Source organism: Escherichia albertii NBRC 107761 = DSM 17582, assembly GCF_000759775.1.
In the GTDB taxonomy this organism is placed as follows: Bacteria; Pseudomonadota; Gammaproteobacteria; order Enterobacterales; family Enterobacteriaceae; genus Escherichia; species Escherichia albertii.
On the sequence record NZ_BBMY01000124.1, the window covers coordinates 1 to 15,095 of the forward strand.

Sequence of the window (15,095 nt, forward strand, 5' to 3'; positions counted from 1 at the left end):
CCCCAACGGCCCATACCACTTCCAGCAGACCAGCAATAACTAAGATAATCCAGGACATATCAGGCTCCGAAGAATTGGGGCCGTCCCCGATGAAAAGACGCGTTTGCAGGTCGTCCCGCAAAGCTGGTAGTTGAACGGATATTTTGCCTGGTGGCAGGGGAATTTCAACTATTACCTTAGTGACTATCGCAGAAAAAACAAACGGCACGACACAGCTGTCGCACCGTTACACATTGTTGACAAAACACGCGTGGTTTATGCCGGATGCGGCGTAAACGCCTTATCCGGCCTACAAAATCGTGCAAGTTCAATATAATGTATGGGAAATGTAGGCCTGATAAGCGAAGCGCATCAGGCAGTTTTGCGTTTACCATAAGCCTCAAACGGCACGGCACAGCTGCCGCACTGTTATTGCTTATTGCTGTGCTTTTGTCGCTGCACCAGAAATTGCGCTGCCACCTTCGGAAATATCTTCACCGACGCCGCGCGTGGTGTTACAGGCGGTTAATACGGAGGAAAGCACCAGAACAGAAAAGATCGCTGCAATTGTCTTCTTAACCATAACGTCTTCCTTTTAAGTAATGTTATTTGTGTTTGCCTATAGCAAATTAATAATAGACAACATCACGAAAAATGACGGAAATACGATGTTTTTTCAGAAAAGAAGAAAAAATTAGCTGGCTGCGCGGGAAATAGAATTGCCGAGATGTTTGATATCTTCACCGAAACCGCGAGCGGTGTTACAGCCTGTAAGCAGCGTGCTGGCAAGTAAAGCAAGAAGGATAAGACGTTTCATCATATCTAACCTGAAAAGTGATGGTGCGACCAAAAGGCCGCACCACAACCGCATTACTTCACGCGAGAAACATACTCACCAGAGCGGGTATCCACTTTGATGACTTCGCCGATCTGTACGAACAGCGGAACTTTAACCACAGCGCCAGTAGACAGGGTCGCTGGTTTGCCGCCAGTACCTGCGGTATCGCCTTTCAGACCCGGATCAGTATCAACGACTTCCAGTTCAACAAAGTTCGGCGGAGTTACGGAAATCGGCTGACCATTCCACAGGGTTACGATGCACTCTGCCTGATCCAGCAGCCATTTAGCGTTGTCGCCAATGGCTTTAGCATCAGCAGAAAGCTGTTCGAAGGTTTCGTTGTTCATGAAGTGCCAGAACTCACCATCGTTGTACAGGTAAGTCAGGTTCATATCGACAACATCAGCGCCTTCAGCGGAATCAGTAGATTTGAACGTTTTTTCTACGCGAGTCCCCGTCAGCAAACGACGCAGTTTAACGCGAGCGAATGCCTGACCTTTACCCGGTTTCACGAACTCACTGGCTTCAACCGCATAAGGTTCGCCATCTAACATGATTTTAAGACCAGCACGAAAATCGTTGCTATAGTATGTTGCCATAAGGCCCTCTGAAATTTGTTAATTGGTAGCTAAGCCACAAAATGGCGCACATTGTAACCCTAAATACCCCATCCAGAGAAGATTGGTTAACGCAACTTGCCGATGTTGTGACCGATCCCGATGAACTTCTGCGTCTTTTGAAGATAGACGCGAACGAAAAACTGTTAGCCGGTCGTAGTGCCAAAAAGCTGTTTGCCCTGCGTGTACCTCGCTCATTTATTGAACGCATGGAGAAAGGCAATCCTGATGATCCACTTTTGCGTCAGGTACTTACTTCACAAGATGAGTACATCGCCGCCCCCGGATTCTCCACCGATCCACTGGAAGAGCAGCACAGTGTGGTACCAGGATTGTTGCACAAATACCATAACCGGGCGCTACTGCTGGTCAAAGGCGGCTGCGCGGTAAATTGCCGCTATTGTTTCCGCCGCCATTTCCCGTATGCCGAGAATCAAGGCAACAAGCGTAACTGGAAGGTGGCGCTTGAGTATGTTGCTGCGCATCCAGAGCTGGACGAAATCATTTTCTCCGGCGGCGATCCGTTGATGGCGAAAGATCACGAGCTGGACTGGTTGCTCACGCAACTGGAAACCATCCCGCATATCAAGCGTCTGCGCATTCACAGTCGTCTGCCGATTGTGATTCCGGCACGCATCACAGAAGCGCTGGTTGAACGCTTTGCTCGTTCTACGCTGCAAATCTTGCTAGTGAATCATATCAACCATGCCAATGAGGTAGATGAAACGTTCCGTCAGGCGATGGCTAAATTGCGCCGGGTCGGCGTCACCCTGCTTAATCAGAGTGTTTTACTGCGTGGCGTGAACGATAACGCGCAAACACTGGCCAACCTGAGTAATGCATTGTTTGATGCGGGCGTGATGCCGTATTACCTGCATGTACTCGATAAAGTGCAGGGCGCTGCGCATTTTATGGTGAGTGATGACGAAGCACGGCAGATTATGCGTGAGTTGCTGACGCTGGTATCCGGATATCTGGTACCGAAACTGGCGCGCGAGATTGGCGGCGAACCCAGTAAAACGCCGCTGGATCTCCAGCTACGCCAGCAGTAACTGATTAGACAGGGACGTTTAATCTACGCCGTTACAGCAAACTTACGGATATCGGATAAAATTCGCTGTGATTATTCACTTGAAATGATATTTTTCATGGTTTTTATAATTGATACAAATAATTAATCATTCTTTTTTGTTTATATAGAGCGAGCCCCCTGAGTTGTGCTATTTTAACAACCATTACTATGAAAATAATTCATCTGAATTATAAATTAAAATTAATTATTTAATTGAGAAATGGTTAGGGAGAACCTACATGACCATAAGCATCAAGGGCGTTAATACTGGTGTTATTCGTAAGAGTAATAATTTCATTGCACTGGCGCTGAAAATTAAAGAACCTCGCAATAAAGAATCATTATTCTTCATGTCTGTTATGGAATTACGGGACTTGCTGATTGCGCTGGAAAGTCGTCTGTATCAGAAACATAAGCTCGACGCTGATGCCCGACTTCAGTATGAGCAAGCGCGCGATAAAGCTATGAAAAAGATGGCGGAAAACATCCCGGAAATTAAGGTTGATGAGCTTAGAAATGCCGATATTAATCGCCGCGTTAACACGCTGGCGCTTGCAGATAATCAGGGAGAAAACCTCACGTTTGCATTAACTCTGCATGATGGCAGCAAATGTGAATTAGCAGTGAATGAGTTGCAGATGGAGATGCTGGCGCGAGCAATCATTCACGCAATTAATAATGCAGAAATGCGTGAACTGGCGTTACGTATTACATCGCTGTTAGATTTTCTGCCACTGTATTATGTCGACTGCCAGGATAATGGGAATCTGGAATATGACACCTATTCCCAGCCGGAATGGAAACATAACCTGTTTACCCACTATCTGGCGGTACTTTATCGTTTTAAAGATGAGAGTGGTAAAGAGCAATTTAGCGGAGCTGTGGTAAAAACGCGTGAAGCGACGCCGGGTAAAGAAGTTGAAGCAATCACTCGTCGAATGCTTGATTTCAGCCCAAGACTGAAAAAACTTGCTGGCGTGCCATGTCAGGTTTATGTCCGTACCGTGGCTGCAAATAACGCCCAACCACTGAGTCAGGATCAATGCCTGCGCGCACTGCATCACTTACGTGTTCAATCCATCAGCAAAGCCGCACCACAGACGAAATAATCTTATCTTTGCTAATGCGAGGCTGGAGAGCCATCCAGCCTCAGATTGCAGATAACGTGATCGTTAAGCCGTAAACGCCTTATCCGGCCTACAAACTCTCGAACATTCAATTAGTTGCAGTACACGATGTAGGCTTGATAAGCGAAGCGCATCAGGCAATGACACGTTTACCATCCAGCTTCTGAATCACATCAGTTCGGGCACTTATATACCTGGCCGATAATCTGACTGTCAGTCGGAACAAAGCTGGACAACATACCTTGTGTCGGGCTGCTGATACCATAAATCACGTTACCGCCCATTGCTGCCGCCTGATTACGCAGATCGTTTGCCGCACCGCGCATAGAACCGCCCTCTTCACCGTGTTGCCCGGAAAGCCAGTTATTTTGCTTGCCTGTCGCGGTACCAATCAGCTGGCACTCTGCGCCAGGCTGCTCGTCCACAATGCGTACACTCTGACCAGCTGCACTCAATTCGTTGCTGGAGCTACAACCCGCCATCAGTAGCGCGGCACCAACAATCCCTGCTAAGTATTTTACGTGCATGTTATTCCCCATAATCAATGAGCTGGACGTCACTCGCGTCGTCCGTGTCTGAATCTTATACTAGAAAGATGACCAAAAGAAAAACCCCCAGACATTTCTGCCTGAGGGTTTCACTATTTCTGCGAGGTGCAGGGCAATTACATCATGCCGCCCATACCACCCATGCCGCCCATACCGCCAGCAGCGCCTAAGTCAGCTGCATCGTTTTTCGGCAGGTCGGTAACCATGCACTCGGTGGTGATCATCAGGCCAGCCACAGAAGCTGCGTACTGCAGAGCAGAACGAGTTACTTTGGTTGGATCCAGGATACCCATGTCGATCATGTTGCCATATTCTTCGGTTGCTGCGTTGTAACCGTAGTTGCCGTCGCCACCTTTAACAGTGTTAGCAACAACAGACGGTTCTTCGCCGCAGTTCAGTACGATCTGGCGCAGCGGAGCTTCCATCGCACGCAGTGCAACTTTGATACCCACGTTCTGGTCTTCGTTGTGACCACGCAGGTCAGCCAGTTTAGACGCGACGCGAATCAGCGCAACACCACCACCAGCAACCACGCCTTCTTCTACCGCAGCACGGGTCGCGTGCAGGGCATCTTCAACGCGCGCTTTTTTCTCTTTCATTTCAACTTCGGTAGCAGCACCTACTTTGATAACTGCAACACCGCCTGCCAGTTTCGCTACGCGCTCCTGCAGTTTTTCACGGTCGTAGTCAGAAGTTGCTTCTTCAATCTGCTGACGGATCTGAGCAACACGGCCCTGGATTGCAGCTTCTTCACCCACACCATCGATGATAGTGGTGGTGTCTTTGTTGATCACAACGCGTTTAGCCTGACCCAGGTCTTCCAGGGTTGCTTTTTCCAGCTCCATACCGATCTCTTCAGAGATTACGGTACCACCAGTCAGAGTTGCGATATCCTGCAGCATAGCTTTACGACGATCGCCGAAGCCCGGTGCTTTAACCGCAGCCACTTTCACGATGCCGCGCATGGTGTTAACAACCAGAGTTGCCAGCGCTTCGCCTTCAACATCTTCAGCGATGATCAGCAGCGGTTTGCCTGCTTTTGCAACAGCTTCCAGAACCGGCAGCATTTCGCGGATGTTGGAGATTTTCTTGTCAGCCAGCAGGATGAACGGGCTTTCCAGTTCAACAGCGCCAGTTTCCGGCTTGTTGATGAAGTAAGGAGACAGGTAGCCGCGGTCAAACTGCATACCTTCAACCACGTCCAGTTCGTCTTGCAGACCGGTACCGTCTTCAACGGTGATAACACCTTCTTTACCGACTTTGTCCATCGCTTCGGCGATCAGTTTACCTACGGTTTCGTCGGAGTTAGCGGAGATAGTACCAACCTGAGCAATCGCTTTAGAGTCAGAGCACGGTACAGACAGCGCTTTCAGTTCTTCAACTGCAGCGGAAACAGCTTTATCGATACCACGTTTCAGGTCCATCGGGTTCATGCCCGCAGCAACAGCTTTCAGACCTTCAGTGATGATAGCCTGAGCCAGTACGGTTGCAGTGGTAGTACCGTCGCCCGCAGCGTCGTTCGCTTTAGAGGCAACCTCTTTCACCATCTGCGCACCCATGTTTTCGAACTTGTCTTCCAGTTCGATTTCACGAGCAACAGAAACACCATCTTTGGTGATGGTCGGTGCACCGAAAGATTTATCCAGAACTACGTTACGGCCTTTCGGACCGAGGGTAACTTTCACTGCATCTGCCAGTACGTTTACGCCGCGCAGCATTTTCACACGAGCGTCGTTACCGAATTTTACGTCTTTAGCTGCCATTATCTTTATTCCTTAAATTCGTATGTTCAGTGTCGTGCGCGGATTACGCTTCAACAATTGCCAGGATATCGCTTTCGGACATGATCAACACTTCTTCATTGTCGATCTTCTCAGATTTCACACCGTAGCCATCGTTGAAAATAACGATGTCGCCAACTTTCACGTCCAGCGGCTTCACTTCGCCATTTTCGAGGATACGGCCATTGCCGACAGCCAGCACTTCGCCGCGGGTAGATTTAGCCGCTGCAGAGCCGGTCAGAACGATGCCGCCAGCAGATTTAGTTTCAACTTCTTTGCGCTTGACGATCACGCGATCATGCAATGGACGAATATTCATTGATAACTCTCCTTTGAGAAAGTCCGTATCTGTTATGGGTGGCGCCGGACCTTACGTGGTTTCCCGGCTGGTGACCTGAGAAATGGGGATGAGGAATCTCCCCTTCAAGGGGGTAAAAGAAAAAAAATTCTGATCAGCACAAAATCAGGTAAAAACCCTGATTCACCTCACGTTTCCTCGCAATTTCCCCATCGCCATCATAAGCGAATCTGATTGTGCTACCATCGAAAACCTACGCAGTTGCCCAAAAAGCGGGCGAAACCGGACATCACCCCATGAGTGAACTCAAACAAGAACTGGGACTGGCCCAGGGCATTGGTCTGTTATCAACGTCATTATTGGGCACTGGCGTGTTTGCTGTTCCTGCCTTAGCCGCTCTGGGGGCGGGCAATAACAGCCTGTGGGCCTGGCCCGTTCTTATCATCTTAGTTTTCCCAATCGCAATCGTGTTTGCGATTCTGGGTCGCCGCTATCCCAGCGCAGGTGGTGTCGCGCACTTCGTCGGTATGGCGTTCGGCTCGCGACTTGAGCGAGTCACCGGCTGGCTGTTTTTATCGGTCATTCCCGTGGGTTTGCCCGCTGCGCTACAAATTGCTGCCGGATTCGGCCAGGCGATGTTTGGCTGGCACAGCTGGCAGTTGCTTCTGGCGGAACTCGGCACGCTGGCGCTGGTATGGTATATCGGTACTCGCGGCGCCAGCTCCAGCGCTAATCTGCAAACGATTATTGCCGGGCTTATCGTCGCGTTGATTGCCGCCATCTGGTGGGCTGGCGATATCAAACCTGCAAATATCCCCTTCCCTGCGCCAGGTAATATCGAATTTACCGGGTTATTTTCTGCGTTATCGGTGATGTTCTGGTGCTTTGTCGGTCTGGAGGCATTTGCACATCTCGCCTCGGAGTTTAAAAATCCAGAGCGTGATTTTCCTCGTGCTTTGATGATTGGTCTGCTGCTGGCAGGATTAGTCTACTGGGGCTGTACGGTAGCCGTCTTACACTTCGACGCCTATGGTGAAAAAATGGCGGCGGCAGCATCGCTTCCAAAAATTGTAGTGCAACTGTTCGGTGTAGGAGCGTTATGGATTGCCTGCGTGATTGGCTATCTGGCCTGCTTTGCCAGTCTCAACATTTATATACAGAGTTTCGCCCGCCTGGTCTGGTCACAGGCGCAGCATAATCCAGACCATTACCTGGCGCGCCTCTCTTCTCGCCATATTCCGCATAATGCCCTTAATACCGTGCTTGGCTGTTGCGCGGCGAGTACGTTGGTGCTCCATGCTTTAGAGATCAATCTGGACGCACTTATTATTTATGCCAACGGCATCTTTATTATGATTTATCTGTTATGCATGCTAGCAGGCTGTAAATTATTACAAGGACGCTATCGGATACTGGCGGTAACTGGCGGGCTGTTATGTGTAATGTTACTGGCGATGGTCGGCAGGAAGAGCCTGTACGCGCTGATCATGCTGGCGGGCCTGTGGTTATTCCTGCCCAAACGAAAAACGCCGGAAAGAGGCATAACACCATAATCCGGCGTTTCGATATTAATTCTGGCGATCATCTTTATGATCAAGGCGGTCGAGGTCATCATCCTTCCTCTGATACTCACCATCAAAGGTATTGCCGCCGCCAGCACTGGCGCCAAAACCGCCGCCCGGCATACGGGAAAAGCGCAGATGTGGCATCAGTTTCACAGTCAGATGTTTCTGCACTGGCGGTAATAAAAGAAGAAGGCCAAGAAAATCGGTGAAAAATCCCGGTAATAAAAGCAACAAACCGGCAATAATCAACGAAACGCTTTTAACCATCTCCGCCGCAGGATTTTCACCCGCCGCCATTTTTTGTTGCATCAACACAAAATTCTTAAAGCCCTGGTTACGTACCAGTGACATACCAATAACTGACGTGAATATAACCAGCACGAGAGTTAGCAATACTCCCAATACATGGGCAACCTGAATAAAGATTGAAATCTCAATATAGACATAAAGGAAAATGAGAATGAAAGGTAACCAGCGCAAAGGTTTCTCCTGTAATAGCAACCGGTTAAGCCCGGTCACCTGAAATGGGTTGCGAATCGCGTTTAGCTTATATTGTGGTCATTAGCAAAATTTCAAGACTCTTGCGCAACTATTTTTGGTAGTAATCCCAATGCGGTGATCTATTTCACAAATTAATCATTAAGGGGTAAAAACCGACAATTAAAGTGATCCAGATTACGGTAGAAATTCTCAAGCAGCATATGATGCTCGGGTATTCGGCCGATGCAGGGGATAATCGTCGGTCGAAAAACATTCGAAACCACATATATTCTGTGTGTTTAAAGCAAATCATTGGCAGCTTGAAAAAGAAGGTTCACATGTCAAACAACATTCGTATCGAAGAAGATCTGTTGGGTACCAGGGAAGTTCCAGCTGATGCCTACTATGGGGTTCACACTCTGAGAGCGATTGAAAACTTCTACATCAGCAACAACAAAATCAGCGATATTCCTGAATTTGTTCGCGGTATGGTAATGGTTAAAAAAGCCGCAGCTATGGCAAACAAAGAGCTGCAAACCATTCCTAAAAGTGTAGCGAATGCCATCATTGCCGCATGTGATGAAGTCCTGAACAACGGAAAATGCATGGATCAGTTCCCGGTAGACGTCTACCAGGGCGGCGCAGGTACTTCCGTAAACATGAACACCAACGAAGTGCTGGCCAATATCGGTCTGGAACTGATGGGGCACCAGAAAGGTGAATACCAGTACCTGAATCCGAACGACCACGTTAACAAATGTCAGTCCACTAACGACGCCTACCCAACCGGTTTCCGCATCGCGGTTTACTCTTCTCTGATTAAACTGGTCGATGCCATTAACCAACTGCGTGAAGGTTTTGAGCGTAAAGCTGTCAAATTCCAGGACATCCTGAAAATGGGCCGTACTCAGCTGCAGGACGCAGTGCCGATGACCCTTGGTCAGGAATTCCGCGCTTTCAGCATCCTGCTGAAAGAAGAAGTGAAAAACATCGAACGTACTGCTGAACTGTTGCTGGAAGTTAACCTCGGTGCAACGGCAATCGGTACTGGCCTGAACACGCCGAAAGAGTACTCTCCGCTGGCAGTGAAAAAACTGGCAGAGGTCACCGGCTTCCCATGCGTACCGGCTGAAGACCTGATCGAAGCAACCTCTGACTGCGGCGCTTATGTTATGGTTCACGGCGCACTGAAACGCCTGGCTGTGAAGATGTCTAAAATCTGTAACGACCTGCGCCTGCTCTCTTCTGGCCCACGTGCCGGCCTGAACGAGATCAACCTGCCGGAACTGCAGGCGGGCTCTTCCATCATGCCAGCGAAAGTAAACCCGGTTGTTCCTGAAGTGGTTAACCAGGTCTGCTTCAAAGTTATTGGTAACGACACCACGGTCACCATGGCGGCGGAAGCTGGTCAGTTACAACTGAACGTTATGGAACCGGTCATTGGCCAGGCAATGTTTGAATCCGTTCACATTCTGACCAATGCTTGCTACAACCTGTTAGAAAAATGCATCAATGGCATCACTGCTAACAAAGAAGTGTGCGAAGGCTACGTTTACAACTCTATCGGTATCGTTACTTATCTCAACCCATTCATCGGCCACCACAACGGTGACATCGTGGGTAAAATCTGTGCCGAAACCGGTAAGAGCGTGCGTGAAGTCGTTCTGGAGCGCGGCCTGTTGACTGAAGCGGAACTAGACGATATTTTCTCCGTACAGAACCTGATGCATCCGGCTTACAAAGCAAAACGCTATACTGATGAAAGCGAACAGTAATCGTACAGGGTAGTACAAAGAAAGGCACGTCAGATGACGTGCCTTTTTTCTTGTGAGCAGTAACTAAAAAACAACAATTTAATATCAACTTGTTAAAAAACAAGGAAGGCTAATATGCTAGTTGTAGAACTCATCATCGTTTTGCTGGCGATCTTCTTGGGCGCCAGACTCGGGGGAATTGGTATTGGTTTTGCTGGCGGATTGGGGGTACTGGTTCTTGCCGCTATTGGCGTCAAACCTGGTAACATCCCGTTCGATGTCATTTCCATTATCATGGCGGTAATCGCCGCAATTTCTGCCATGCAGGTTGCTGGCGGTCTGGACTATCTGGTTCATCAGACAGAAAAGCTGCTGCGCCGTAACCCGAAATACATCACGATCCTTGCACCAATCGTGACCTATTTCCTGACTATTTTTGCGGGTACTGGTAACATTTCTTTGGCAACGCTGCCCGTTATCGCTGAAGTTGCGAAGGAACAAGGCGTTAAACCTTGTCGTCCGTTATCTACAGCGGTAGTTTCCGCACAGATTGCGATCACCGCATCGCCAATCTCTGCAGCAGTCGTTTACATGTCTTCCGTGATGGAAGGTCATGGCATCAGCTATCTCCATCTGCTTTCTGTGGTCATCCCATCCACTCTGTTGGCGGTTCTGGTGATGTCCTTCCTGGTAACCATGCTGTTCAACTCCAAACTGTCTGACGATCCGATTTATCGCAAGCGTCTGGAAGAAGGCCTGGTTGAGCTGCGCGGTGAGAAGCAGATTGAAATCAAACAAGGCGCGAAAGCATCCGTCTGGCTGTTCCTGCTGGGCGTAGTTGGCGTGGTTATCTATGCAATTGTCAACAGCCCGAGTATGGGACTGGTTGAGAAGCCGCTGATGAACACCACCAACGCAATCCTGATCATCATGCTGAGTGTTGCAACCCTGACCACCGTTCTTTGCAAAGTGGACACCGACAACATCCTCAACTCCAGCACCTTCAAAGCGGGTATGAGCGCCTGTATTTGTATCCTGGGGGTTGCGTGGCTGGGCGATACTTTCGTTTCCAACAACATCGACTGGATCAAAGATACCGCAGGTGAAGTGATTCAGGGCCATCCGTGGCTGCTGGCCGTCATCTTCTTCTTTGCTTCTGCTCTGCTGTACTCTCAGGCTGCAACCGCAAAAGCACTGATGCCGATGGCTCTGGCGCTGAATGTTTCTCCACTGACCGCTGTAGCATCTTTCGCTGCCGTATCTGGTCTGTTCATTCTGCCGACCTATCCGACGCTGGTTGCTGCGGTACAGATGGATGACACGGGTACAACCCGTATCGGTAAATTCGTCTTCAACCACCCGTTCTTTATCCCGGGAACTCTGGGTGTTGCTCTGGCCGTTTGCTTCGGCTTCCTGCTGGGCAGCGTGATGCTGTAATGACAAATCGCGGGGCATTCATGCCCCGCTTTCTTTCTCGCCGACTAACATCCTTCCTTCGTCCGTTGTATAGTGACCTATCTTGCGGTTTCATCTGTTCTTGCGAGGTGTTTATGCTTGATGAAAAAAGTTCGAATGCCGCGTCTGTCGTGGTGCTGTGTACCGCGCCTGATGAAGCGACGGCCCAGGATTTAGCCGCCAAAGCACTGGCGGAGAAACTGGCGGCCTGCGCGACCTTGATCCCCGGCGCAACCTCTCTCTATTACTGGGAAGGTAAGCTGGAACAAGAATACGAAGTGCAGATGATATTTAAAACTACCGTATCTCACCAGCAGGCGCTGCTGGAATGCCTGAAGTCTCACCATCCGTATCAAACCCCGGAGCTTCTGGTTTTACCTGTTACACTCGGAGACACAGATTACCTCTCATGGCTCAACGCATCTTTACGCTGATCCTGCTACTTTGCAGCACTTCCGTTTTTGCCGGATTATTCGACGCGCCGGGACGTTCACAATTTGTCCCTGCGGATCAAGCCTTTGCTTTTGATTTTCAGCAAACCCAACATGACCTTAATCTGACCTGGCAGATCAAAGACGGGTATTACCTCTACCGTAAACAGATCCGCATCACGCCGGAGCAGGCGAAGATTGCTGACGTGCAGTTACCGCCGGGCGTCTGGCATGAGGATGAGTTTTACGGCAAGAGCGAGATTTACCGTAAACGGTTGAGGCTCCCCGTCACGATCAACCAGGCAACACCTGGTGCAACATTAACGGTTACTTACCAGGGCTGCGCTGACGCGGGTTTCTGTTATCCGCCTGAGACCAAAACCGTACCGTTAAGCGCAGTGGTCGCCAACAGCGTGACGCCACAACCGGTATCTGTTCCGCAGCAAGAGCAAACCGCCGCGCAACTCCCCTTTTCTGCACTCTGGGCGTTGTTGATCGGTATCGGTATCGCCTTTACGCCATGCGTGTTGCCGATGTACCCGCTGATTTCCGGCATCGTGTTGGGCGGTAAACAGCGATTATCGACCGCCAGAGCATTGGCGCTGGCCTTTATTTATGTTCAAGGGATGGCGCTAACCTACACGGCGCTGGGTCTGGTGGTTGCCGCCGCAGGATTACAGTTCCAGGCGGCGCTACAGCATCCTTATGTGCTTATCGGCCTGGCCATCGTTTTTACTTTGCTGGCGATGTCGATGTTCGGCTTATTCACCTTACAGCTCCCCTCCTCGCTACAAACGCGCCTCACGTTAATGAGCAACCGCCAACAAGGCGGCTCACCCGGCGGTGTGTTTGTTATGGGGGCAATTGCCGGATTGATCTGTTCACCGTGCACTACCGCGCCACTCAGCGCGATTCTGCTGTATATCGCCCAAAGTGGGAACATGTGGCTGGGCGGCGGCACACTTTACCTCTATGCGCTGGGCATGGGCCTGCCGCTGATGCTAATTACCGTCTTCGGCAACCGCCTGCTACCGAAAAGCGGTCCGTGGATGGAACAGGTCAAAACCGCGTTTGGTTTTGTGATCCTCGCACTGCCAGCCTTTCTGTTGGAGCGAGTGATTGGCGATGTCTGGGGATTACGCTTGTGGTCGGCGCTTGGCGTCGCATTCTTTGGCTGGGCCTTTGTCACCAGCTTACAAGCCAAACGCGGGTGGATGTGTATCGTACAAATTATCCTGCTGGCAGCGGCACTGATTAGTGTACGTCCGCTACAGGACTGGGCATTTGGCGCCACCAATACAGTGCAATCTCAGTCACATCTCAACTTTAAACAAATCAAAACAGTGGATGAGTTAAATCACGCGCTCACCGAAGCCAAAGGCAAGCCGGTGATGTTAGATCTTTATGCCGACTGGTGCGTTGCCTGTAAAGAGTTCGAGAAGTACACCTTCAGCGACCCGCAAGTGCAAAAAGCGTTGGGAGGCACAGTCTTACTTCAGGCTAATGTGACCGCCAACGACGCACAAGATGTGGCGCTATTAAAGCATCTGAATGTCCTTGGCCTGCCGACAATTCTCTTTTTTGACGGACAGGGCCAGGAGCATCCACAAGCACGCGTCACGGGCTTTATGGATGCTGAAACCTTCAGCGCGCATTTGCGCGATCGCCAACCGTGAACAACACTTGCAGTGGGAAAGACGGAGGAAAATAGCGTGCAACGTGAAGATGTTCTGGGAGAAACCCTGAAATTATTAGAACTACAAGGGATTGCCAACACCACGCTGGAGATGGTTGCTGAACGTGTGGATTATCCTCTGGAGGAGCTCCAGCGTTTCTGGCCGGACAAAGAGGCGATCCTCTATGACGCTCTGCGCTATCTTAGCCAACAAATCGATGCCTGGCGTCGTCAACTGATGCTGGACGAAACGCAATCCGCAGAGCAAAAACTGCTGGCACGTTACCCGGCGTTATCAGAGTGCGTGAAAAACAACCGCTATCCGGGCTGCCTGTTTATCGCTGCCTGTACGTTTTATCCCGATCCAGAGCACCCTATTCATCAACTGGCCGATCAGCAAAAAAGCGCGGCTTATGAGTTCACCCATGAACTGCTAACCACGCTGGAAGTTGATGATCCCGCAATGGTTGCGAGGCAGATGGAACTGGTGCTGGAAGGGTGTTTAAGTCGTATGCTGGTGAATCGTAGCCAGGCAGATGTCGACACTGCACACCGACTGGCGGAAGATATCCTGCGCTTCGCTCGCTGCCGCCAGGGCGGGGCATTGACCTGACCAAAACTCAGAAAACAGGCATTTTGCCGCAATCTTAAGCAGTTGAATCACTTTTTCTGAAATTAGGTTGACGAGATGTACGGATTACGGTTTAATGCGCCCCGTTGCCCGGATAGCTCAGTCGGTAGAGCAGGGGATTGAAAATCCCCGTGTCCTTGGTTCGATTCCGAGTCCGGGCACCAATTTCATATCAACGGACCTCCACGGAGGTCCGTTTTTCGTTTCAGAACGCCAGTATTTAAGCGTTCTGCCTCCAAATTACTTCTACCAGACTCAACCAGATTCTCCCCACATAAACCTCATTGTGCAGGGATACCCCAGTTCGACGGAATTTGTACTCTCTTTAACGCATTCAGAAAGCTGAGCTCTGGAACGGACTGACGCAAAAATCCGGCAGTAAAGCCCACTGACGGGGCTGGCATGTTCCTGTTGGTACATCCTGATAGCCCCCGTTAGTGGCGTCTCCGTAATATATCCATGGTGCTCTGTGGTTTATTCTTTTGAGTCATATACATCGCCACAAACAACAATATTCAGCAGTAGATACCTTATAAAAAAGTGTTAATTCCCAGAGTGTTCTGGCAGGATGTGAATCAGTTAACGATTCACATCCGATTATGCAAAAAAAATATTATTATAATCCTTCCTGAAATACAGGATATAATACATATTAATTGACCATCTCCCCTGAGATATTAGTTGTTATTTCGTTTCCATAGACACTGTAAAAAAATTTTCAGGAGACTACATCAGAATATATTTTCTATTATGAATAGAATAAGTGGAAGTGTTTATATCTGGTATCCAAAGGATAGAAATGTGGGGCACTGCTCATTACAAATAGGTGAGAACAACTCTCCTG

General features: G+C 49.6%; 15 protein-coding genes and 1 tRNA gene. 9 read left to right on the forward strand and 7 right to left on the reverse strand.

Annotated features, from left to right (window positions below):
- Window positions 1–415: 415 nt before the first annotated feature.
- The 3 genes from ecnB to efp all read right to left on the reverse strand — a co-directional run bounded on the left by ecnB (window position 416) and on the right by efp (window position 1,416).
- The gene (ecnB, locus tag EA14781_RS18305) at window positions 416–562 is read right to left on the reverse strand and encodes a lipoprotein toxin entericidin B (protein ID WP_000239593.1); all 147 of its coding nucleotides are present in this window, start codon (window positions 560–562) and stop codon (window positions 416–418) included.
- A 111-nt stretch (window positions 563–673) separates the two neighbouring features.
- Window positions 674–799, reverse strand: a complete 126-nt coding sequence (gene ecnA, locus EA14781_RS18310; protein WP_000977752.1) for a lipoprotein antitoxin entericidin A — start codon at window positions 797–799, stop codon at window positions 674–676.
- 50 nt (window positions 800–849) lie between these two features.
- Window positions 850–1,416, reverse strand: a complete 567-nt coding sequence (gene efp, locus EA14781_RS18315) for an elongation factor P (RefSeq protein WP_000257279.1) — start codon at window positions 1,414–1,416, stop codon at window positions 850–852.
- Window positions 1,417–1,457: 41 nt separating this feature from the next.
- Between efp and epmB the strand changes: the two genes are divergently transcribed.
- Together epmB and EA14781_RS18325 are read left to right on the forward strand one after the other, a co-directional pair.
- Window positions 1,458–2,486 carry an EF-P beta-lysylation protein EpmB gene (gene epmB / locus EA14781_RS18320; RefSeq protein ID WP_000940495.1) on the forward strand — a complete coding sequence of 343 codons (1,029 nt, stop codon included), beginning with the start codon at window positions 1,458–1,460 and terminating at the stop codon, window positions 2,484–2,486.
- Between the two features lie 259 nt (window positions 2,487–2,745).
- Window positions 2,746–3,615: a YjeJ family protein gene (locus EA14781_RS18325; RefSeq protein ID WP_000155821.1), complete on the forward strand. Its 870-nt coding sequence runs from the start codon at window positions 2,746–2,748 to the stop codon at window positions 3,613–3,615.
- 191 nt (window positions 3,616–3,806) lie between these two features.
- Here EA14781_RS18325 and EA14781_RS18330 read toward each other — a convergent pair whose 3' ends face one another.
- The 3 genes from EA14781_RS18330 to EA14781_RS18340 form a co-directional block, all read right to left on the reverse strand.
- Entirely contained in the window at window positions 3,807–4,160 is a 354-nt protein-coding gene (locus EA14781_RS18330; protein ID WP_001340689.1) for a DUF4156 domain-containing protein, read from the reverse strand.
- A gap of 137 nt (window positions 4,161–4,297) precedes the next feature.
- Entirely contained in the window at window positions 4,298–5,944 is a 1,647-nt protein-coding gene (gene groL / locus EA14781_RS18335; protein WP_000729112.1) for a chaperonin GroEL, read from the reverse strand.
- A 43-nt stretch (window positions 5,945–5,987) separates the two neighbouring features.
- Complete coding sequence (locus EA14781_RS18340) at window positions 5,988–6,281, reverse strand: co-chaperone GroES (protein WP_001026276.1); 294 nt, start codon at window positions 6,279–6,281, stop codon at window positions 5,988–5,990.
- Window positions 6,282–6,556: 275 nt separating this feature from the next.
- Between EA14781_RS18340 and yjeH the strand changes: the two genes are divergently transcribed.
- Window positions 6,557–7,813: an L-methionine/branched-chain amino acid transporter gene (gene yjeH / locus EA14781_RS18345; RefSeq protein ID WP_001292526.1), complete on the forward strand. Its 1,257-nt coding sequence runs from the start codon at window positions 6,557–6,559 to the stop codon at window positions 7,811–7,813.
- A 15-nt stretch (window positions 7,814–7,828) separates the two neighbouring features.
- Here yjeH and EA14781_RS18350 read toward each other — a convergent pair whose 3' ends face one another.
- Window positions 7,829–8,305, reverse strand: coding sequence for an FxsA family protein (locus EA14781_RS18350; RefSeq protein WP_001267457.1), 477 nt, complete (start codon window positions 8,303–8,305; stop codon window positions 7,829–7,831).
- A gap of 338 nt (window positions 8,306–8,643) precedes the next feature.
- On the opposite strand from EA14781_RS18350, the gene aspA reads away from it, so the two are divergent.
- The 6 genes from aspA (at window position 8,644) to EA14781_RS18380 (ending at window position 14,415) form a co-directional block, all read left to right on the forward strand.
- Window positions 8,644–10,080: an aspartate ammonia-lyase gene (gene aspA, locus EA14781_RS18355; protein ID WP_002459972.1), complete on the forward strand. Its 1,437-nt coding sequence runs from the start codon at window positions 8,644–8,646 to the stop codon at window positions 10,078–10,080.
- 114 nt (window positions 10,081–10,194) lie between these two features.
- Window positions 10,195–11,496 carry an anaerobic C4-dicarboxylate transporter DcuA gene (gene dcuA / locus EA14781_RS18360; RefSeq protein ID WP_000961954.1) on the forward strand — a complete coding sequence of 434 codons (1,302 nt, stop codon included), beginning with the start codon at window positions 10,195–10,197 and terminating at the stop codon, window positions 11,494–11,496.
- Window positions 11,497–11,609: 113 nt separating this feature from the next.
- Complete coding sequence (gene cutA, locus EA14781_RS18365; RefSeq protein WP_000883396.1) at window positions 11,610–11,948, forward strand: divalent cation tolerance protein CutA; 339 nt, start codon at window positions 11,610–11,612, stop codon at window positions 11,946–11,948.
- On the forward strand, window positions 11,924–13,621 hold the full coding sequence (gene dsbD / locus EA14781_RS18370; RefSeq protein WP_000068963.1) for a protein-disulfide reductase DsbD: 1,698 nt from the start codon (window positions 11,924–11,926) through the stop codon (window positions 13,619–13,621). Before cutA ends, dsbD begins: the two co-directional genes overlap by 25 nt.
- A 36-nt stretch (window positions 13,622–13,657) precedes the next feature.
- Window positions 13,658–14,233, forward strand: coding sequence for a transcriptional regulator (locus EA14781_RS18375; protein ID WP_002459971.1), 576 nt, complete (start codon window positions 13,658–13,660; stop codon window positions 14,231–14,233).
- Between the two features lie 106 nt (window positions 14,234–14,339).
- Window positions 14,340–14,415: transfer RNA gene (locus EA14781_RS18380), tRNA-Phe, on the forward strand.
- Window positions 14,416–15,095: the final 680 nt, after the last annotated feature.